At 38.2% G+C, this 21,258-nt stretch carries 18 protein-coding genes and 1 pseudogene; all 19 read left to right on the top strand.

All coding sequences use genetic code 11. The features are described 5' to 3' along the window. Positions 1-87: 87 nt before the first annotated feature. The 19 genes and pseudogenes from FEU33_RS13165 (at position 88) to eat (ending at position 20,367) form a co-directional block, all read left to right on the top strand. On the top strand, positions 88-339 hold the full coding sequence (locus FEU33_RS13165; protein WP_146549804.1) for a HypC/HybG/HupF family hydrogenase formation chaperone: 252 nt from the start codon (positions 88-90) through the stop codon (positions 337-339). Beyond that, positions 296-1,402, top strand: coding sequence for a hydrogenase formation protein HypD (gene hypD / locus FEU33_RS13160; protein WP_146549803.1), 1,107 nt, complete (start codon positions 296-298; stop codon positions 1,400-1,402). The genes FEU33_RS13165 and hypD overlap by 44 nt, the downstream gene beginning before the upstream one ends. 5 nt (positions 1,403-1,407) lie before the next feature. Next, positions 1,408-2,415: a hydrogenase expression/formation protein HypE gene (gene hypE, locus FEU33_RS13155; RefSeq protein ID WP_146549802.1), complete on the top strand. Its 1,008-nt coding sequence runs from the start codon at positions 1,408-1,410 to the stop codon at positions 2,413-2,415. Positions 2,416-2,470: 55 nt separating this feature from the next. Beyond that, positions 2,471-2,998 carry a cytochrome b5 domain-containing protein gene (locus tag FEU33_RS13150; RefSeq protein ID WP_146549801.1) on the top strand — a complete coding sequence of 176 codons (528 nt, stop codon included), beginning with the start codon at positions 2,471-2,473 and terminating at the stop codon, positions 2,996-2,998. After that, positions 2,998-3,903: a hydrogenase small subunit gene (locus FEU33_RS13145; RefSeq protein WP_146549800.1), complete on the top strand. Its 906-nt coding sequence runs from the start codon at positions 2,998-3,000 to the stop codon at positions 3,901-3,903. Before FEU33_RS13150 ends, FEU33_RS13145 begins: the two co-directional genes overlap by 1 nt. After that, the gene (locus FEU33_RS13140; RefSeq protein WP_146549799.1) at positions 3,896-5,302 is read left to right on the top strand and encodes a nickel-dependent hydrogenase large subunit; all 1,407 of its coding nucleotides are present in this window, start codon (positions 3,896-3,898) and stop codon (positions 5,300-5,302) included. Before FEU33_RS13145 ends, FEU33_RS13140 begins: the two co-directional genes overlap by 8 nt. Beyond that, positions 5,302-5,757, top strand: coding sequence for a hydrogenase maturation protease (locus tag FEU33_RS13135; protein WP_146549798.1), 456 nt, complete (start codon positions 5,302-5,304; stop codon positions 5,755-5,757). The genes FEU33_RS13140 and FEU33_RS13135 overlap by 1 nt, the downstream gene beginning before the upstream one ends. A 761-nt stretch (positions 5,758-6,518) precedes the next feature. Next, positions 6,519-6,809 (top strand): annotated as a pseudogene (locus tag FEU33_RS19160) (cupin domain-containing protein); the annotation flags it as partial. Between the two features lie 360 nt (positions 6,810-7,169). Next, complete coding sequence (locus FEU33_RS13130) at positions 7,170-9,032, top strand: T7SS effector LXG polymorphic toxin (protein WP_342355270.1); 1,863 nt, start codon at positions 7,170-7,172, stop codon at positions 9,030-9,032. Positions 9,033-9,037: 5 nt separating this feature from the next. Beyond that, positions 9,038-9,517, top strand: coding sequence for an immunity protein YezG family protein (locus tag FEU33_RS13125; RefSeq protein WP_146549797.1), 480 nt, complete (start codon positions 9,038-9,040; stop codon positions 9,515-9,517). Between the two features lie 651 nt (positions 9,518-10,168). Beyond that, positions 10,169-10,630, top strand: a complete 462-nt coding sequence (locus FEU33_RS13115; RefSeq protein WP_146549796.1) for a YrhA family protein — start codon at positions 10,169-10,171, stop codon at positions 10,628-10,630. Between the two features lie 74 nt (positions 10,631-10,704). After that, a complete protein-coding gene (locus FEU33_RS13110; protein ID WP_146549795.1) occupies positions 10,705-11,901 on the top strand; it encodes an HNH endonuclease in 1,197 nt (398 codons plus the stop codon). A gap of 14 nt (positions 11,902-11,915) precedes the next feature. Continuing rightward, positions 11,916-12,365: an SMI1/KNR4 family protein gene (locus FEU33_RS13105; protein ID WP_146549794.1), complete on the top strand. Its 450-nt coding sequence runs from the start codon at positions 11,916-11,918 to the stop codon at positions 12,363-12,365. 1,193 nt (positions 12,366-13,558) lie between these two features. Further along, complete coding sequence (locus tag FEU33_RS13100) at positions 13,559-14,644, top strand: sensor histidine kinase (RefSeq protein ID WP_146549793.1); 1,086 nt, start codon at positions 13,559-13,561, stop codon at positions 14,642-14,644. Positions 14,645-14,646: 2 nt separating this feature from the next. Next, the gene (locus FEU33_RS13095; RefSeq protein ID WP_341786511.1) at positions 14,647-15,222 is read left to right on the top strand and encodes an ANTAR domain-containing response regulator; all 576 of its coding nucleotides are present in this window, start codon (positions 14,647-14,649) and stop codon (positions 15,220-15,222) included. Positions 15,223-15,330: 108 nt separating this feature from the next. Further along, complete coding sequence (locus FEU33_RS13090; protein ID WP_146549791.1) at positions 15,331-16,779, top strand: ethanolamine ammonia-lyase reactivating factor EutA; 1,449 nt, start codon at positions 15,331-15,333, stop codon at positions 16,777-16,779. A 20-nt stretch (positions 16,780-16,799) separates the two neighbouring features. Continuing rightward, positions 16,800-18,170, top strand: a complete 1,371-nt coding sequence (locus tag FEU33_RS13085; protein ID WP_146549790.1) for an ethanolamine ammonia-lyase subunit EutB — start codon at positions 16,800-16,802, stop codon at positions 18,168-18,170. 17 nt (positions 18,171-18,187) lie between these two features. Further along, complete coding sequence (eutC, locus tag FEU33_RS13080; protein ID WP_146549789.1) at positions 18,188-18,889, top strand: ethanolamine ammonia-lyase subunit EutC; 702 nt, start codon at positions 18,188-18,190, stop codon at positions 18,887-18,889. An 86-nt stretch (positions 18,890-18,975) separates the two neighbouring features. Then, the gene (gene eat / locus FEU33_RS13075; RefSeq protein ID WP_146549788.1) at positions 18,976-20,367 is read left to right on the top strand and encodes an ethanolamine permease; all 1,392 of its coding nucleotides are present in this window, start codon (positions 18,976-18,978) and stop codon (positions 20,365-20,367) included. The last annotated feature ends 891 nt before the right edge of the window (positions 20,368-21,258 follow it).

The following is a 21,258-nucleotide window of genomic DNA, read 5'->3' as shown; positions in this document are numbered from 1 at the left end:
CAAAATCATCTTGATGTGCCATGATTGCCAAGTGGGGTATGAAGATCCAACAAATCGGGGCATGAAGAATGAAGGTGGTGAATTGATTTGTGTCTAGGAGTACCGGCTAAGGTCATTGAAATGGAAGAGCAAAGAGCTCTAGTAGATGTCATGGGTTCGAGGATGTATGTAGGGATCTTTTTTGTTCCAGAGGTTAGGATCGATGATTATGTTTTACTCCATGCTGGGCAGGCCATTACTGTAGTGGATGAGGAATATGCCAAAGAGAGTATAGAAGAATGGAGGAATGTGTTAGATGGCAAACATGGATCTTTTTTCAGATCCGGTCTTAACTCGTGAATCAGTTGAAGCGGTTATCGATTTAGCGAAGAGATTTAAAGAAGAAAAAGGCAGAATTCCAGTATTCATGGAGGTATGTGGTTCGCATACGATGGCATTAGCCAAAACAGGAATAAAAGCGAGACTGAAAGATTACGTACAGTTGATTGCTGGGCCGGGATGTCCTGTATGTGTCACAGATCAAAAGTCGATTGATGCAATGGTCCAATTATCAGAAGAACCTAACACCATTCTTTGTACATTTGGTGATATGATGCGTGTTCCTGGTTCTAAATCTACCTTAATGAAAGCGAAAACAGAAGGAAAGGATATCAGAGTCGTATATTCTCCGTTAGATAGTGTCCACATAGCAGAGGAGAATCCTGATAAGGAAGTCATTTTTTTAGGCATTGGATTTGAAACAACGATTCCTATTCTCGCTCTTACTGTTCGCGAGGCAGCAAGAAAGGATTTAAATAATTATTCGATATGGATGGCAACCAAATTAGTAGAGCCTGTTTTAAGAGCACTTCTTAGTTCAGAAGAAGTAAAGCTTGATGGATTTCTTTTGCCTGGTCATGTCTCTGTTGTTTTAGGAAAACAGAGCTATCGTTATTTAGCGGATGAATATACTATTTCGGGTGTCATTACTGGTTTTGAACCGGTTGAGTTACTCAGTGGGATTTATAAGCTCCTGGTTCTTCAGTTAGAAAAAAGGGTTAAAATCATCAATGATTATACATATGTTGTAAGGGATAAAGGAAATGTCGTTGCTCAAACCTTGCTAGAAGAATATTTAGAAGCCCATGATGAGGTATGGAGAGGGATGGGGACCATTTCCAACAGTGGATTAGTGCTGAAAGAACAGTATGCACAATTCGATGCAAAAAAGAAGTTTAACATTTTGGTAGGAGAACCGAGAGTAACCAAATGCCGCTGTGGTGAAATTGTTCGAGGATTAATTACACCAGAAGAATGTGTGCTGTTCAATAAAAGCTGTACGCCCACTCACCCTATTGGGCCTTGTATGGTATCAACAGAAGGAACCTGTGCGGCACATTTTCAATTTATGAGGGAGGTGTAACTTGAGTGCAGCGAATTAGTCTAGCGCATGGAGAAGGTGGAGAATTAACACACCAACTGATACAAGATCTCTTTATCCAATCATTTGGACATTCAGAGCAAACAAAGCTTGATTCTGCGATTCTTGCTATTCCTTCACAAACCATCGCTGTAACAACAGATAGCTATGTGATCAAACCTATTTTCTTTCCAGGTGGAAATATAGGGAAACTGGCAATAACAGGAACAGTAAACGATTTAGCTGTAAGTGGTGCTATTCCTCATGTGATCACTGCTGGATTTATGATTGAAGAAGGGTTTCCAATAAAAAGTCTAAAAGAGATTGTCCACACGATGGCAAGTGAAGCAGAAAGAGCCGGGGTGAATATTGTTGCCGGTGATACAAAAGTAGTCGAAAAGGGGAGTGTGGATGGGCTATTTATTAATACGACAGGAATTGGTGTGATCCAAGAACAGCATCGATTGAAACCTGAAATGGTTCAAGAAGGGGATTCTGTCATTATTAGCGGCACAATTGGGGATCATGGAGTTGCTATCCTGAGTGCACGTCAGGAGCTTGGACTGCTCACAGATGTTAGGAGTGATTGTGCCTCATTAAATCATCTTATTCATGAATTATTGGAGGAAATCGAAGGAATTCGAATTATGCGGGATCCGACAAGGGGTGGATTAGCTACGACACTAGTAGAATTATGTGAAGACTGTCATTTTACAATGGAAATAGATGAAGCTTCTATTCCAGTACGTAGGGATGTTCAAGGTGGATGTGATATTTTAGGTTATGATCCTCTTTATCTAGCAAATGAAGGGAAAGTAGTGATCATTGTTGATTCAAATGATCGACAAAAAGCACTTGATATCTTGAAGAATCATGAGCTGGGAAAGGATGCAGGTGTCATTGGTCAAATTACATCCTGTCATGTTCAATCCGGAAAATTACTTTTAAAAACAGCTGTTGGTACAACAAGAAGACTTAATCGCCTATCTGGTCAGCTTTTGCCTAGGATTTGTTAAACATTTTGATATATAAGCATAGGATAGGGGGAAATGGCCTAGAGGGGAGAACATCATGCAAAACATCGAAATGATTAGAATGCAAATCAATTATCTTGTTACACAAGCACACCATGATATCTATACGTTAGCTACATTGAGTGACACTTCCATGAAGCCGCAAATTCTGCAACGGTTATGGGATGCGCTATCAACTATTCAATTTCTTAGTGAATGGCTCGCAAATCAGGCGAAGACTAGTTATCCTATTTTACCTTCACAATCATCCTATCCAGTTCCTTCAGGGAATTTAAATCAGTCACCAATTCCTCCAATTACTCCTTCACCCACTCTACCTATAGCACAGTCTAATCAACGAACATTTACAATTGGAGAATTAGCCACATTCACTGGGAAAAATGGGAGGCCAGCTTATATTGCGGTTAATGGCATTGTCTATGATGTGACAAACAATCGAGCTTGGGCAGCTGCTACCCACTTTGGTTTAATTGCAGGTAAAGATTATACGCAGGAATTTGCTTCTTGTCATGCTGGGCAACAATCAATCTTAGCTACACTACCGGTTGTAGGGAGGCTGGTTTAATGGAAGGACAAATTTTGCCGCCAGAGTCTTTAACAAATGAAGCCATTGCGGAAAGGTTAACAAGTACGGCACTGGAGAGCCTTAAAAAGAGGATGATCAAGAAAAAACCCCTCATTTACTTAGAATTAAATGGTTGTTCCGGTAATATCATTTCCTTGTTAAATGGACAGAATCCAGACTTTGAGTACATGTTAAATTCAATGGTTGATCTTAAGTATTCCAATAGTTTAATGGCTGCTGAAGGAGAGCAGGCCATCGACAAACTAATAAATGCAATGGACGGAGAGTATATTTTAGCAGTTGAAGGAGCCGTAGCGTTAAAAAACAATGGTTTATACAATATTATCGGCAATTGGGACGGGAAGCCTCTTACAGGTCTTCAAGCAGCTAAGATGCTCGGGGAAAGGGCTTCGCATATTTTAGCAGTGGGTGCTTGTGCCACACATGGCGGGGTGTCAGCGGCAAAACCAAATCCATCCCAATCTGTGGGGTTGCAACGGGTCCTGCCTGACAAAAATATGATTAAACTCCCTGGCTGTCCTGTTCATCCAGACTGGTTTTTAGGGACATTAGCGCATCTTTTGTTATATGGGGAGCCGGAAACAGACAATTTAGATCGGCCTTTAATGTTTTATAGTACGTTGATCCATGACCGTTGTCCAAGAAGACCGTTTTTTGACCGAGGGATTTTTGCTGAAAAATTAGGGGATAAAACCTGTTTATTTAAGCTTGGTTGCCGGGGACCTGTGACGAGGGTGGATTGTCCAACAAGACAATGGAATGGTCATGTGAATTGGCCGATAGGAGACAATACGCCATGCATTGGCTGTGCTCAGTTTGGTTTTCCAGATGCCATGGCGCCATTCATTAGCTATGACACGACAAGGGTGGTGAAGAATGAGTAAGAGAATTGTGATTAATCCGTTGACACGAATTAGTGGTTTTATGGAAATTGATGTGACGATCGACCAGAATCAGGTCGTTGATGCTAAAACAAAAGGAAATTTATTTCGCGGCTTTGAGCAAATGTTAGTAGGGAGAAGTCCGTTCGATGCCGTTTATTTTACTCAGCGAATATGCGGCATTTGCTCTGCAGCTCATTCAATGGCTTCATCCCATGCTTTAGAAGATGCTTTAAACATTGAACCAATGGAACAAGGAAACTATTTGCGAGATATCATCCATTGTTGTGAGTTTTTACAAAACCATATCCGCCATTTTTATCAATATACTGTTCCTGACTTTGTAAAGATTGAACAAAACTCTCTTTTCCAGACCGACCACGACGATTTTCGATTACCTAAAAACATGAATGACCGGATTTCACAGCATTACTTTGATTCCCTCAAGTTCAGTCGTCTAGCTCACCAGATGTTAGCCGTTTTAGGAGGTAAAGCTCCCCATAATCATGGGGTTTTTATTGGAGGGATTACAACTCAGGCAACAGCCGAGAAAGTCGTTCACATTGATTCTATTTTAGTGCGGATCGCCAGATTTATTGATGAAAAAATGATCCCGGACGTATATGATATTGCGCACTTCTATGAAGATTATTTTCGTATGGGTGGAGGGTATGGCAACCTTTTAACCTACGGTGCTTTTAACCATTATAAGGAGTTAGGCACACTCTATGTGGATCCGCTTGTATCCACAATGGGATCTGTTGAAACATTTGATGAAAGTAAAATTCAAGAAAAAATAGATTACGCCTATTTCAAATCAATAACGAACAGCAATCAACCGAATGAAGAAGTAACAGAGCCGGACATGGATAAAGAAAAAGCTTATTCCTGGGTGAAGGCACCAAGATATAAGGGTCTTCCTTTTGAGGTCGGTCCGTTGGCAAGATTAATATTAAGTGGAGCGTATAACAACGGAATCTCCGCTATGGATCGAACCATTGCCAGAGTGTTAGAAACAAAGAAAATCACAGAAATTATGAAAATATTACTTCAGCAACTCATTCCAGGAGTAAATGTGCAAAAAAAATATGAACTTCCAGCATCGTCATCTGGAAGAGGGTTACTGGATACAACGAGAGGGGCATTAGGCCATTGGTTAAAGATTCGAGATAAGAAAATCTCCTTCTATCAAATTATTACTCCTTCTACATGGGATTTTTCAACTAGGGATGATCAAGGCTATAGAGGTACTGCTGAAGAAGCTTTAATCGGTACACCCATTCAAAATCCAGATAAACCGGCAGAGATTGGCAGAATTCTTCGTTCTTTTGATCCGTGTATGTCATGTGCAACTCATGTATATAGTCCAGGAAAACAAGTAAAAACGATAAAGGTGTTTTAATGGAAAAAATAATCGTTTTAGGTATCGGCAATCGATTAATGACGGATGATGGAATCGGTATTTATCTCATTGAGCAACTATCCGAGCTGAATTGTACACCCCATGTATCTTTTCTGATTGGAGAATCCGATATTGATTACTGCATGGATCAAATCATGAAAGCTACATTTGTCATCATTGTGGATGCTGTGTTTTCAGGAAACAAACCAGGAGAGATTACCGTTTATCCACTTGCCGATTTACATGAATATCAAACGTTAGACATATCAGCGCATAACTTTCATTTATTTCAATCATTATATCAACAGAAAGCATCGATAAAGGGTTTTCTCATAGGAGTGGAGCCTCACGAGATAAGTTTCCATATTGGACTAAGTAAAACTTTAAAAGAAAAATGGAAAACGATTTTACAAAATGTATCACAGACCATTGATAGGCTGATTGCAAAGAATTGAGTGTGTTATATAGATCTGTAGATTATAAATTAACAGGCGTGTCGATCAGGAAAAAAAGGCAATCAATTGGGCATAATTCTAAAAAGCCATGTATTTTAGCTCCATTTATGTAGCTCGCTCTTTGTTGCGGCTAGCTCGTTTCCTTCATGCAATCATACTCGATGAAGACAATCCAATGTCCTGCGGAAAGAGCGAATAAACCTTCTGAGAGAGCGAATAAACCTTCCGAGAGAGCGAATAAAGTCTCTGAGAGAGTGAATAAATCCTCCGAGAGAGTGAATAAAGTCTCCGAGAGAGTGAATAAATCCTCTGGGAGAGCAAATAAACCTTCAGAGAGAGTGAATAAATCCTGAGAGAGTGAATAATCCTCTGGGAGAGCAAATAAACCTTCAGAGAGAGTGAATAAATCCTCCAGGAGAGCAAATGGCCCCACGAAAAGAGCGAATAAATTCTCGTGAAAAGCAAACAGTTGAAAAAACGCAGCTTCGCTAAGTAGGCTCGAGACATGCCTGCAGGAAAGCAAGCACGTCGTAGCGGAAATCAAAAGATACTATATTATGTGGGCAAAATTGGATAATCAACGGGCTTGATAAATTAATTTAAATAGAAGAACATTCCCTATTAAAGCATAGTCATATGATGCTTTTGTAGATTTGTGAAGGAAATGAAAAAATAATGTCCTTAGTATGTATCTATATCAATACCATTATTTTGTTAATGCGCCATTGTATAACTATGAAAGATAGCCTGTTTACAGAAATATTCTTAATGATACTATCCAAGATGATTTTAAAGATTATGACCCAGAGAACCATTTAGAGTCCATTTTAATGAGGCTACGAAGCAAAACAAAACCTATTGTACTGCCTTAAGGACAGGGATCGTTTGCAAATTGCTTTAATGAGTTTCAATGTTGCCAAAGATATTGGTTTGGAAATGTATTCTAACGTTGATCAATTCTTACATATTGAACAAGGGTAGGGATTGTTCAAATGGACAAGAGTAATGATAATTTTGACTTTGAAAGAAATATCTATGACGATTTTGCAATAAATACAAAAGCCAGGCACGAAATAATTTAGATAATAGGGTGTAAATGATGTCCTTAATCTCTTCAGAGGTTAAGGATTTTTTCTATAGATAGCCTTAGATCTGGGTACCAGTACTTAGTTTGTATTTCCTATTTTGTATTGGTATAAATAGGTAAAAATAATCTCAATAGTATGTTTTTTACATGGTATAATTGATAAATATTAACATGTAATATACTTCTTTTTAATGGAAGATAGTTACTGAATAGATAGGAAATGATGATGAAATAGTTATAGAGTGGGGGATATAGCGGTTGTTTTAACTAACGCTCAGTGAAACACAAAACGGTATCAAGTTGAACGAAACGCAAAGGAAGGTGAATCGTTATCACAAAGGTACTAGATGTTGCAGGTTTACAGAATGGCATCGAGAAAACACTCAAGTCCTTAAGAAATAAACAAACTGAGATGGCGGAGATTCAAAAAGCGGTACAAGGGATACTGGCGCTGGAAGATGCCTTTAAGGGAAAAAGTGGGGATGCAATACGGGCGTATTATCAAGAAGTACACCTGCCATTTATCTCTTATTACCAAGCTTTTATAGAGGATTATGAGAGTCAACTAAAGGCCATGGACCATGAATTACAAAAGCTAGAATCCGCCAAAAATGGCCGGATCGACGAAGGTTTTTTAACAGAAGACTTAAAAACTAGCTTCCAAAACACAGCCAATCGTACCATCACCGTCACAGATGAAGCTAACCAAACGATTCTTTCCATCCAAGATATTGTGGCTACACCGTCATTAAATGATGCCTCTTTTCTGGAGGAAGTGACGGACGCTCAAAAACAGATTCAGTCTACGGTAGAAAAAGTTCACCAATTTGATTACAATCAAAGTAAAGCCTTAGAAGAATTATCCAATGATGTGTCGAACATGCAAAACTACATAGATGGTATCCAAGCACAGATGAAAAGCGGAAAGCTACAACTTGCCAACTATACCATTGGTACATTAGGCGAGTATCAACTAGATAGCTGGCTGAAGGATGAGGTGGGAAGTACCTGTTCAAGAGTAGAGACAGAAGAAGTGGATCGAATCGAAGAACTGCAAAAGAAACTCACAAAAGCTTCCACACCAGAGGAATATTTAAAAATTGCGAAAGAAATAGGCATTGAAAATCTCGATAATGGTCAAAAACAAATAGTTGCCAGGCTGGAAACCGCGGAGGGTATCCAAAAGGGCCTCCTCCAAGTGGGAAAGGACTTTTTAAAAGGAATCGATGATTTTATAGACGATCCTGGAAAATCAATAGAGGGCACTATCCAAGCCATTAAACATCCGATTGAAACGTACGATTATCTTTCCCAATCCATCGCTGATTCATTTGAACGGGATGTAATCAATGGAGATGCCGAGTCGCGTGCCAAGTGGATCTCCTATGCATTAGGAAACGTCGTATTATCCGCAGTGGGCACCAAAGGATTAGGGGCTGTATCAAAAACAGTCAAAGCCACTACCAAAGTAGGCGTCCACAAGGTAAAAGGCGCAGCCCAAAAAATCCCGACACTCAACCTGTATCCCTATGCGCCTCAATATCAATTAGCCAGTGTGAATGCAGGTACTGTGCCTTATAATACGGTAAATAGTGTTGGCTTGAGAGATCAGTTGATTTCTATGGAGAAGGTGCATTCGAAGGGTAATGGTACTAAGGATACGAGTAAAGGTAATATAGTCAAAGAAGTTAAAGAAATTGATTTTGGAAAGCATATAATAAAAGGTGAAAATGGTAAGAAACAACTACTTCCAAATACTAAGTATGCAACCAATGATAACTATAGATATACTACCGATGAACTTGGACGTATTGTAAATGTAGATGCCCCCGAACTTGTATTGAAAAAGGCTAATAGAAATAAATATGCTCAGGCAAATGTAGGGGGAAAAGACAGATTACCAGATGATGATGGCGGACATTTAATAGGAGCACAATTTAATGGTCCGCCTGATATTGATAATCTTGTACCACAAAATAGTCAAATTAATAGGATGGGTGGAGTTTGGTATGAAATGGAGACTGAGTGGGCCAGTGCATTGAAAGAGGTACCGCCCAAGAAAGTCTCTGTTAGTATTGAACCGATCTACTCTAATAATTCAATGAGACCGGATTTCTTTATGGTCGAATATGAAATTGAAGGCCAATTTCCAGTGATTCGCGAGATCGCAAATAAATCAGGAGGCTGATATTGATGAGTTTTGAAACAGAATTAAACGAGTTATATAAAGAAATTGCACAACAGGTTAATGATATGATTCCAACTGAATGGGATAATTTCTGTTTTAATGGTGAAGTTAAGGAGGGAGAAGGAGGAGTTTTCTTCTTTTTTAAGCCCAAAGGTGAGGAACAATACATTTTTTCACATTATATTCCAAAATTATATAGTGTAGATAAGAGGGCTTATAATAAAGAACTACATAAATTATTTCAACTAACTGTTGAACTCAAAAAAGTTTTTACTGATAATGACCAAGATCCTTGGTTTTCAGTTACATTAATTTTAAATGATACAGGTAATTTAAACGTACATTTTGATTATACAAATTGGGATGAAAGTGAATTTGGTCCAACAGATAGAATTAAGTATTTTGAATATAAATATATAAGTCAAAACAAAGAACAGCTAGATTTAGATTTAATAGAGAGAATGAAGGAATTTGAAGAAAAGTAAACAAATCAAAACCACCAGTTATACTGGTAGTTTTGAGAAAGTGTAATTTTTGTAGTTATATTAGATGAATCAATTTCGTGAATTGTTTTTCACATAAAAAATACGAATTTTAAAATTGGGGTACCAAGAATTCGAATGATTCTGAAAATAAGCTACAAATAAAGTCTTTAATCTCTACAAAGATTGAAGACTTTTTAAATCCGAATTATTTTTAATTAGATTCATTATCATTTAAACGAGTTGTCACCAACGGGGATGCCAATTCACGAGCGAGATGGATATCCTACGCATTAGGAACCGTCGTATTATCCGCAGTAAGCGCTGTAACGAAGACGGGAATGACCACAGCCAAAGCCACTACCAAAGTAGGCGTCCACAAGGTAAAGGGTGCAGCCCAAAAAATCCCGACACTAAAACTCAAGTGACAGGCACACACACAATTCATCACAATTTACCTTTAGATGATGGTGGTACAAATGATTTCGCTAATTTAGTATTGATAAAGAATGACCCTTATCATAAAGCGGTTACCAATGAACAAAACTCTCAAACAAGAGGATTAGTCCCTAAACAAAGTAAAACGATAAATTGGCCGATGTTTGAGGATGATATTTACCCATCAAAACCTTTTAAAAGGAGGGAATAGTAGATATGCCCCAGTGGAAAGACTTGTTAATAGAAATAGAAAAAATTGAAAAAAAATATGGAAGTTCACTCAGAAATCCTGCATCATATACAGAAATCAAAAAAATGAATCATAATATTCAGCGGAAATTAGGAAACATTGTGTTACCTGAGTCATATATCGAATTTCTAAGGAGAATAAATGGGTTAGACTTCAACGGATTGGTAATCTACGGCGTTGATGAAGTTCTACTTGATAAGGAAGTAGACGAAGATATCCATGGATTTATTGAGACAAACGAGCTTTGGCATGAAAATGATTGGCAAAAGCGGTATATATTTTTTGGAGACTCTGATACAGCATGGTATGGTTATGATCTAAAAGAGAGTATATATGTAGAACTCGACAAACTCTCAGGAACTTTAATTCAATCATTTGAAAGTTTTGATTCTATGTTGATTGATGCACTTGAAACAATTCTTTTGTAATGAAGATCCTTAGATAAATCTTTTTTATGGTTGTTAAAAAGCTCAAGTGACAGGCACCCACACAATAAGCACAGATGAAAAGCGGAAAGCTGCAACTAGCAAACTATACCATTGGCACATTAAGCAAGTATCAACTAGATAGCTGGCTGAAGGATGAGGTGGGAAGCACCTGTTCAAGAGTAGAGACAGAAAAAGTGGATCGCATCGAAGAACTGCAAAAGAAACTCGCAAAAGCTTCCACACCAAGTGAGTATTTAAAAATCGCGAAAGAAATAGGCATCGAAAATCTCGATGATGACCAAAAACAAATCGTCACTATGCTGGAAACCGCGGAGGGCATCTCAAAGGGTCTCCTTAAAGCGGGAAAAGACTTTGTAAAAGGCATATTTGACTTCGTCACTCATCCCGTAAAAACAATAGAAAGTACAATGGATGCCATTGCTCATCCCATCGAAACGTACGATTATCTTTCGAAATCCATTACTGATTCTTTTCAGCGGGATGTCATCAATGGGGATGCCAAGTCACGTGCGGAATGGATCTCCTACGCATTAGGAACCCTCGGATTATCTGTAGTGGGCACCAAAGGATTAGGCGTTGTAACGAAGACAGGAATGACCACAGTCAAAGCCACTGCCAAAGTAGGCGTCAGCAAAGTAAAAGGCGCAGCCCAAAAAATCCCGACACTCAACCTGTATCCTTATGCGCCCCAACATCAATTAGCCGGTGTGAACGCAGGTATTGTGCCTTATAATACGGTGAATAGTGTTGGGTTGAGAGATCAGTTGATTTCTATGGCGAAGGTGGAGGTAAGAGGCACTGGTAAGGGTAAGGATACTTTGAAGGTAAAATTTGCAAAGGAACAGCTTGCTACTAAGCCGCTATATGCGCCTGTTCCAGAGAAGTGGATAAAAAAGGGTGGGACTATGAAGATAGATGAAGATGGAACTTGGGTATATACAAATAAGAAGGGACAGACTGTAAGGTATCCTGATGGTTATCCAGACTTTGCCGAATATTCACATCCAACTATTAAGCCTGTAGAAATTGAAATTGCAAGTCCTACAAATCGTCCTTTAGATTATAAAAACGCAAATATAAAGGCGAGATTGAATAAAGATTCTGATCCACCAGTTGCTTCTTTAAATGAAGCGCCTGAAGGGTATACTTGGCATCATCATCAAGATGGAAAAACAATGATTCTTGTTGATAAAAAGGTCCATAGAGAATTTACTCATGCAGGTGGAGTTAGTATTGTTAATGGAAAATAATTAGGAGGATATATATGGCGAAAATCTTTGGTTCACATGATAATCTTTCGTTAGAACAAATAGAAAAATTTGAAATTGAAAATAATGTTAAACTAACAGAACTATATAAGAGCTTTTTACTAAAATGGAATGGGGGAAAAGTAATACCCAATTTATTTATGATATCTAATGAACAAGGACCAAGTGTCTTGAATGTTTTTTATGGTATTGGCGATATGTATGATAATTTGACAGATTTTATAGATATAATGGATGAAAGATTACCATTAGGATTTATTCCAATTGGAGATGACCCATCAGGAAATGTTGTATGTTTAGGAACAAAGGATCCTTATTATGATAAGATTTATTTTTGGAATCATGAGCAAGAAACAGAAGAACCCGATGATATGAGTAATATGCATTTTTTAGCAAATAATATTGATGAATTCTTGGATAATTTATATGAAGACACTGAAGAATAAAAAGAAATATTAGCAATGGATTACATTTATATAGCTGACTATAAAGAGGCTGGAGCAGAACAAAATTAGCCCTACCCAAAACCAAATAATTGAACTTAATAAAATCAATTTCATAAAGCGTCTTTTTTTGAGAAAATACGATTATTCGATAATGGACATCGTTTAAAATGGTGTGAAATGGAGGACGACGATTCCTCGAAAATGCATGCGCATTTCCTTCGTGCGGTGTTAGTTCAAGGAGGCTTATTCAAAGTCCTGCGGGAAAAGCTTGAGCTGAAAGCCCCGCAGGAACAATTTAAGGGACAAAGCCTAAGTTCGCCACGTCCTGTGGCAATGGCTTCGGGGCCAACATCGTGTCGACCCGAGGAGATTGAAGCCAAGCCCGCGGAAAGCGCCGTCTGGAACAGAACATAAAACTGAATGTTACGAAAAAATATATATTAAATGTTCATGCTTTTTGTACAAATTCTTCATTATTGAAATAGATTCAATAGAATAATAATAAAAAGAAAATCCGAACAAATGTGAAATTTTAAATAGAATTTCACATTATTGTTCGGATCTTTTATTAGCTAAAATACTTTTGTCCCAACCTCTTTTTGTGAGCAATTGATACTATGGACGACATAAGAAATGCTTAATTCATGATGGTTGTATCATCGAAGCATTATGTTTTAATACTTGCAAAACATGAAAAGTGTGATAAACCGGACGAAAAGATATTTTTGCATGGTAGAGAGACTTGTATCCCTATGCACCCCAACACCAATTAGCGGGTGTGAATACAGGTGTTAGGCCTTATAATACAGTGAATAGTGTTGGCTTGAGAGACCAGTTGATTTCTATGGTGAAGATGGAAAGAAAGGGTAAGGGGAAAAAAGCAGATGCCACTCCTTCTCGATAACATCCATTACGCAAAAAATAAGAACCATTGTTGATAAAATTGAGTTACCATACCAAATCATATCGAAAGAAGGGTCTCTATGTTAACCAATATTCATTGTATAGTTGCCTAACATTTTTGCCTAAAATGATCGCAAGCATTCATCTTGAAATTTTATATGTTAGATTATCTAACATACTAATGGTCTCATCATTTCTATTATGTTATAGTAGTTGAAAGTAAATGATTTTACAGAAAACTTTTTTCTCCGTTTTGCAATTGAAGCATAGCTGAAAGGAATTCTATCAACATGGATAATTCGTTTTGTTTGGAGGATGTCACCATCTTAACAGATGAACAATGCGGGATCTTATATGATATGTTCAACAATCTTCCACTAATTGCCGATCTCACTCAAGCAGATATTTTCATAGATTGTCTGTTAAATAATCAGGATGCTGCTATTGTGGTGGCTGAAGCAAAACCCTGCACCACACAATCATTATATAAAAATTCTGTAGTCGGTCAAATTGCATATGAAGATTCTGAACCGGGTGTTTTGTTTAGTTTAAAAACAGGAAAACCCGTCATTGGCTCGAAAGGCATATCTCAGGAAAATGTTGTTATGCAACAGGATATTGTCCCGATTAAGGATAGCTTTCATCAAACGATTGCTGTCTTAATAAAAGAGCGAGATATTTCACAAGAAATTTTAAACGAGCAAAAAGTGAAGACTTTAATGAATAGTAAGGATAATAAAGAAAAAGATGACGTATTCCAATCAGTGATTGTTCAAGAGATACATCATCGCGTGAAAAATAACCTGCAGATCATTACAAGTTTACTGCGACTGCAAAAAAGACGATGTTCTTCTTCAAGTGAAGCCGTTGAAGTATTACGTGATAGTATATCCCGAATTTCAAGTATGGCAATTGTCCATGATTATCTGGCACAGCATGGTATTGAAAAAGTAGATACGAAGTTTGTAATGGAGCAAATTTCAGCACTATTAATTTCCTTATCGAATAACCAGGAAAAAAAGTTTAATGTTTCTGTTCAAGGGGAATCCTTATTTTTACCGTCGGATATTACGACCTCCGTTGTCCTTGTTGTGAATGAATTGGTTCAAAACTGCATCAAGCATGCATTCCCTGACCAGCAGGAAGGAAAGATTGAAATCAATGTGAATTCTCGAAAACAAATGGCATACATTACCGTTAAAGATAATGGGCAAGGTTTAAAAGAGAAAAGGTCTGACCTAAAGACATCATCTCTGGGTTTGCAATTAGTTGAAATGCTGGTTGAGGAAAAATTACAAGGAGATTTATCGTTTTTTTACTCCAAACGGGGAACAAAAGTTTCTTTAACATTTCCAATTTCCGATAAGGTGATGTAATGATGTCAGAAAAAATCATGATTGTCGATGATGAGCCGATTACCAGAATGGATATTAGAGAAATATTAGAAGGAAGTGGATATGATGTTGTAGGAGAAGGACGAAATAGCGAAGAAGCGATTGAAAAAGCTTACTATCTGAAACCAGATTTAATTATCATGGACGTAAAGATGCCAAAAGTTAATGGGATTAAGACTTCGTCCGTGATTAGAGGTTTTTCAGATTGTGCTATTTTGCTGTTAACTGCCTACAGTCATCATGAGTTGATTGAACAAGCGAAAGATGCAGAGATTAATGGATATCTCGTTAAACCGGTAAGTGAACGCGAGTTGTTGCCGGCAGTTGAAATGACCCTAAGTGAACGATCCCGCTTTAAAGCCCTTCAAAAAGAAATATATAGGTTAAACCAAAAAATGGAGGAACGGAAGATTATCGAAAGAGCGAAAGGAATTTTGATGCAGCAGTTATCCTGTTCGGAGTATGATGCATACAGAAGTATGCAAAAGCATAGCATGGCTACTCATATTCCTTTAGCGAAACTTGCGGAGCAGATAATAATAGATTACAAAAGTAAATAATGATATAGCAATGGCGCTTTGAACACTCTGTTAGATGTGTGAGGACTCAAAGCGTCTTTTTGTTTGTCCTATGTTTGAAAATTCCATAAGGAAGGGAGAGGGGAGAACATGCCTGAAAATTGGATAACTAGTATTGGACTCGATATCGGCACAAGCACGACAAAGTTCATTGCTAGTCAATTACTTATAAGTGAAAGCGGTAATGGATTTAGTCTTCCAAGCTGTCAAATCGTGGATCGTCGGGTCACATATTCTAGTCCAATCTATACGACTCCTTTAATAAATGATTACAAAATTGATATGGATAAAATTACATGCATATTGGAAAGAGAATATGGGAACTCACAAATAAGAATGGAAAACGTCAAAGCCGGTGCCATTATTATAACGGGTGAAGCTGCTCAAAAAGAAAATGCACAGTCTATTATCCACTATCTAGCGGATAGAGCTGGTGATTTTGTGGTTGCCACAGCTGGCGCTGATTTAGAAGGGATATTGGCAGGCAAAGGATCAGGAGCTCTAAGGCGATCTACTCAGGTTGAGGGGATCATTGCAAATATCGATATTGGTGGCGGTACTGCTAATGTGGCGTTGTTTCAGAATGGAAGAGCCATACAAACTATTACTTTCAACGTTGGCGGTAGACTTATCAGACTTACTGAAAATGGAAAAATTGTATACATTTCAGATGCCATACAATTATGGCTTAAGAAGAATGATTTTTATTTGGAACTTGGAGACACTCTCACCTTTCCTCAAGTACAGGAAATCTGTAACAAGATGAGTGACAGCATGTTTTCTTTTCTGAGTGGTTGTCCTCAGTATTCGGCAGAATTACTATTACTAGATTCGCAGCCAACTGAGATTTTTCCAATCGACGAAGTGATTATTTCGGGTGGAATCGGGCAAATGATGAGAAACGGTCCTCCTGCCACCATCAGGAATGTGACCAAATACGGGGACATTGGGCCACAATTGGCTCACTCCTTAAATGAGTCGATCCACGCCTATTCATTCATTTTCACACAAGCTCAAGAGACCACTAAAGCAACAGTTATTGGTGCGGGAATGCAAAATACAGAAGTGAGTGGAGCAACCATTTATGTTAATGAAGCATTATTACCAATCAAAAATATTCCGATTTGTACGATTCCAGTAGTGGAAAAAAATCATCAGTGGGAACCGGAGAGCTTTCAGATAAGATTAGGGGATTTATTGGAACAGGCAGGTAAAATCTATCATGCTAAAGAGAATGAACCGCCCATTGCATTAGCTTTATCTAATATTCCTAATTGTACGTATCAAATCTTGCAAGAACTGTCAGCTTCAATCCTAGAACAATTTCGGAACAACTTTCCTTCTTCTCATTGTTTGGTCATTCTCTGTGATTCAGATATTGCAAAAGCACTTGGCCAAGCGATTGCTAGAAGATGTCACGGCACATTAGATATTTTGTGTATCGATCAGATTGATTTTACTTATGGCGATTATATTGATCTCGGTCTTCCGGTTGCCGGAGAATCCATCTCGATATCGGTCAAAACATTGGCTTTCTAAAAAATAAAGAGGTGATAAAGATGTATAAAAAGATAACTTTATTAGGGAACATCTATCAATTTCATAGTTTAAAAGAAATCATGGCAAAAGCGAATGAAGAACGATCTGGTGATATCCTAGCAGGTATTAGTGCTGAGAATATGAAGGAACGCATGGCTGCAAAAACTATTTTGGCAGATTTGCCTTTGAGTGATTTTCGAAATTATCCGTTGCTGTCACCTGAGGAAGATGAAGTAAGTAGGGTGATTGAGGAGGGGATGGATACTGAAGTTTACAAGAAAATTAAGAACTGGACCGTCGCTGAACTGCGTGAATATATCTTGGATGAAAGTCATGAAAGTAATGATTTGTTAACCATCGGAAGAGGTTTGACAAGTGAAATGATCGCTGCCGTGGCAAAGCTGATGTCTAATCTTGATCTAATCCAGGCGGCTTCTAAGATTGAGGTTATAACCCATTGTAATACCGAAGTCGGTCATAAAGGGGTGCTAGCGGCGAGAGCACAGCCTAATCATCCTTCTGACAATTTATTAGGCATGAGGGCATCCTTATATGAAGCATTAAGCTATGGAGCCGGTGATGCAGTCATTGGTATTAATCCTGTCATAGATACAACGAATAATATCTATGGACTTTTATGTGAAACAAAAGAAGTGATGGAGCAGTTTGCGATTCCAACGCAAAATTGTGTCCTTTCACATGTGACAAGCCAGATGAGAGCGATCGAAAAGGGAGCCCCTGCTGATCTCATTTTTCAAAGTTTGGCGGGTACCCAGGCGGGGAACGAATCATTTGGAATTTCAGTTTCTATGCTGGAAGAAGCCTCAGCCCTCATTTTTGAAAAAGGGACGGCTAAAGGATCAAATCGCTGGTATTTTGAAACAGGGCAAGGCTCAGAGCTTTCTGCTAATGCCCATTTTGATATTGATCAGGTTACACTTGAGGCCAGATGTTATGGTCTTGCCAAAAAATTTCAGCCGTTTTTACTAAATACGGTTGTAGGGTTTATTGGTCCAGAGTATTTGTATGACAGTAAGCAGGTCACTCGTGCTGGTTTAGAGGATCATTTTATGGGAAAAATGCATGGTCTGCCTATGGGAGTGGATGTTTGTTATACCAATCATATGAAAGCCGACCAAAATGATATGGAAAATTTAAGTACGCTGCTTGCCACTGCTGGAGTCAATTACGTAATAGGGGTTCCGATGGCTGATGATTGCATGCTGAATTATCAATCGCTGAGTTATCACGATATCGCTACATTGCGCAGTGTTTTTCGATTAAGGCCTGTGGCTGAATTTGAAAAATGGATGGAAAAATACGGGATACTCGAAGATGGTAAATTGGGTCTGGCTGCTGGTGATCCAACACTGTTTATGAACAGAGCATAGGAAGAGAGGGATGAAAGATGAATAAGGATTCGCTTTTAGCTTTAAAAAAGTCTACACCTGCACGGATTGGAGTAGGCAGAACGGGAACAAGACCACTAACGAAGGACTTTTTATTATTGCGAATTGACCATGCGGCAGCCGTTGATACGGTATATGGTGAAGTATCAGCCAAATTACTTGATCAATTTAATTTGTTTACAGTTGATACGTGTTTTGAAACAAAAGAGCGTTATCTGACACGCCCTGATTTAGGAAGGATTTTTGCAGAAGACGCACAAGCACTTATACTAGAAAAATGTGTGAAAAGGCCGGTGGTCCAGATCGTCATTTCAGATGGTTTAAGTTCCAATGCGATTGAAGAAAATTTACGTGATGTATATCCCACGTTGTTAGACTCTCTTGAATCTTACAATCTAACAACAGGAACACCTTTTTTTGTTAGAGGAGGGAGAGTCGCTTGTATGGATGTAATTGGAGAATTGCTTGAGCCAGAAGCTTTTATTCTATTGATTGGGGAGCGTCCGGGCCTTGTTTGTGCGCATTCTCTTAGTGCCTATATGTGTTATAGACCAAGAGTAGGAACAAAGGAATCCGATCGAATGGTCATTTCGAATATTCATCAAAGGGGTACCACACCGATAGAGGCTGCTGCACACATGGGTACGATGATTCACAAAATGCTAGAACAAAAGACAAGCGGTGTTAGTTTGGTTATTTAAAGAGGAGCATCTAAAAAATTTTTTAAAATCATAAAAAAACGGGGCAAATCGTTGATATATCGACATTTATAGAGGGAGTGAAAAAAATGGAAAAAAGACAAGAGTTGAAAAAGTTTTTGAAACCTGTTCATCTATGGGCAATTGCAGTTGGAATGGTCATTTCAGGGCAATATTTTGGTTGGAACTATGGATTTAAAGAAGGAGGAATTCTTGGACTTGCGGTCGCTGCACTGATTGTCACGGTTTTTTATACAACCTTTATTTTCAGTTTTGCAGAGCTTACCACTTCGATTCCGCATGCAGGTGGACCTTCTGCATATGCCAAAAGAGCGATGGGGCCTTTCGCTGGATTCATGGCAGGGGTTTCCTGTTTAATAGAGTTTGTGTTTGCTCCTCCTGCCATCGCAGTATCAACTGGGGCGTATCTTCATTTCCTAATACCAGCAATCAACCCGGTTTATGCGACGATCGGTGTTTTCATCCTATTCATATTAATCAATTTAATTGGTGTAAAAGAAGCGGCGATTATTGAATTGATCGCAACTATTGCAGCCTTGGTCGGGTTGGCAATCTTTTATGTGGCAGGCCTGCCGCATATTGAAATAAGCAACATCATTAATGAGAACTCATTTTCTAATGGGGGTACAGGAATATTAGCGGCTATTCCTTTTGCGATTTGGTTCTATTTAGCTATTGAAGGTGGAGCGATGTCAGCTGAAGAAGTAAAAAATCCTAAAAAAGATATTCCAAAGGGCTTTATTAGCGCCATTTTGACATTAGCGGTTGGAACATTTTTCACCCTGTTTGTAACTGCAGGTTTAGGTGGTGGATTAGGGGAACTGGCCGATTATCCATTGCCACAGGCGCTAGAAAGCGTTTATGGTGAAGGAAGCTTCATTCCAACGATTGTAGCCATTATAGGTTTGTTTGGTGTTATTGCAAGTTTGCATGGAATTATTATTGGGTATTCACGTCAAACCTTTGCATTAGCACGTGAAGGATATTTGCCTCGTTTTTTATCAAGACTTAACAGTAGAGGTGTCCCTGCTTGGGGGCTAATCTTCCCTGGTGCTATTGGCGTTATTTGTGCCGGCTCTGCGACTTTTGCTAATGCCCTTATTATATTAGCTGTTTTTGGAGCAGTCGTTATGTATTGTATCAGCATGGTATCCTTGTTTATTCTGAGAATAAAGGAACCTGATCTGGAACGCCCTTTTAAAGTTATGTATCCGATTGTACCAGGAATTGCCTTGATACTAGGAATTGTTTGTTTATATAGTATCATTAAATATAGTATATTAACGACTTCTCTTGGGGTGTTTGGCAACGAAGTTCCATTACTTTACGTAATCAGTTTTATCTTCATTGTCTCAATTTTATATTATGTCTTATATGGAGCAAAAAGGGTTCGAATCATTTCGGATAAGAATGAAGAAATTTTGCGTTACAATGAAACTTCGAAAGTTGCTAAAGATTGATAGAAAGAATATAGAGATGGAAGAAAATCAATAAATAATAGTAGAGTGAGGAATAAAGAAGGCAAAGCTACATATGTCTTGATGATCGCCCCACCAATAAAAAGCTGTGACAAATCGCTGTTGAAGACAATTTTAGAACAGCGCGTCTAAAGCCGTATTGTTTATGTATCTTGTGACCTATTTACACTGGCTCGGGACTTGAAAGTTTAGAAGGTGGTGGGTATAAGACAAAGAAATGCAGGTTTCCGAGAGACTTTTAGTAGAACTTTACTATGTTGGTACAGAAGTATGCTCAATGTGGGCTTGTGAGTGATTAAGATTTTTCGCTAGGTGTTTGAAACGTAAACAGTTGCGTTTTCGAACATCTGGCGTTTTTTTATTTTTGAGTTAGATTGATTTAAGGAACAATAGCGATGCTATCCACGGGAAATAACGTTCAATCCATGGGAAATGCTATCCAATCCACGAAACTCACATCTCTATCCACGGTATTCTCCGTCCAATCCACGCAAAAATGAATTGTATCCACGAATTCGAATTTTTAAGTCCTAATATAAGTTTAGCTCGAACACGAAACTCACTATAGGTGGAATTCATACTATATCCATCCACCCAACTTAAACCGTAGTATGTGTGAAAAGCTATCGAATAGATCAGCATAGCCATGTAGAAGAAAAGCGCTTTTTATAGTAAGTTTGAATATAGATGATATGATGGGAATAATAAGAAATTAATTATTGAAACAAGTTCATATCATCGGTATGTAGGCAATTTTGAAAGTTATAAGGAGTGAAGCGTATTCTTAAGCTGTTGCATTATTAGAAAATACTAATAGATCCATACAATAAAAAATTTTTAAAAAGTTATTAAAAATGGGCAAAATGTTGATAT

Source organism: Rummeliibacillus suwonensis (assembly GCF_007896435.1).
Taxonomy (GTDB): Bacteria; Bacillota; Bacilli; order Bacillales_A; family Planococcaceae; genus Rummeliibacillus; species Rummeliibacillus suwonensis.
Note: the sequence above shows the minus strand (reverse complement) of the source record. Positions and strands in the feature narration are given on the sequence as shown.

Bases quoted from the DNA above. Each gene is read 5' to 3' on its own strand.
- FEU33_RS13125 (WP_146549797.1), top strand. From the start codon at position 9,038: ATGAGTTTTGAAACAGAATTAAACGAGTTATATAAAGAAATTGCACAA.
- FEU33_RS13100 (WP_146549793.1), top strand. From the start codon at position 13,559: ATGGATAATTCGTTTTGTTTGGAGGATGTCACCATCTTAACAGATGAA.
- FEU33_RS13115 (WP_146549796.1), top strand. From the start codon at position 10,169: ATGCCCCAGTGGAAAGACTTGTTAATAGAAATAGAAAAAATTGAAAAA.
- eat (WP_146549788.1), top strand. From the start codon at position 18,976: ATGGAAAAAAGACAAGAGTTGAAAAAGTTTTTGAAACCTGTTCATCTA.
- FEU33_RS13145 (WP_146549800.1), top strand. From the start codon at position 2,998: ATGGAAGGACAAATTTTGCCGCCAGAGTCTTTAACAAATGAAGCCATT.
- FEU33_RS13105 (WP_146549794.1), top strand. From the start codon at position 11,916: ATGGCGAAAATCTTTGGTTCACATGATAATCTTTCGTTAGAACAAATA.
- FEU33_RS13110 (WP_146549795.1), top strand. From the start codon at position 10,705: ATGAAAAGCGGAAAGCTGCAACTAGCAAACTATACCATTGGCACATTA.
- eutC (WP_146549789.1), top strand. From the start codon at position 18,188: ATGAATAAGGATTCGCTTTTAGCTTTAAAAAAGTCTACACCTGCACGG.
- FEU33_RS13135 (WP_146549798.1), top strand. From the start codon at position 5,302: ATGGAAAAAATAATCGTTTTAGGTATCGGCAATCGATTAATGACGGAT.
- FEU33_RS13150 (WP_146549801.1), top strand. From the start codon at position 2,471: ATGCAAAACATCGAAATGATTAGAATGCAAATCAATTATCTTGTTACA.
- hypD (WP_146549803.1), top strand. From the start codon at position 296: ATGGCAAACATGGATCTTTTTTCAGATCCGGTCTTAACTCGTGAATCA.
- FEU33_RS13140 (WP_146549799.1), top strand. From the start codon at position 3,896: ATGAGTAAGAGAATTGTGATTAATCCGTTGACACGAATTAGTGGTTTT.
- FEU33_RS13095 (WP_341786511.1), top strand. From the start codon at position 14,647: ATGTCAGAAAAAATCATGATTGTCGATGATGAGCCGATTACCAGAATG.
- FEU33_RS13085 (WP_146549790.1), top strand. From the start codon at position 16,800: ATGTATAAAAAGATAACTTTATTAGGGAACATCTATCAATTTCATAGT.
- FEU33_RS13090 (WP_146549791.1), top strand. From the start codon at position 15,331: ATGCCTGAAAATTGGATAACTAGTATTGGACTCGATATCGGCACAAGC.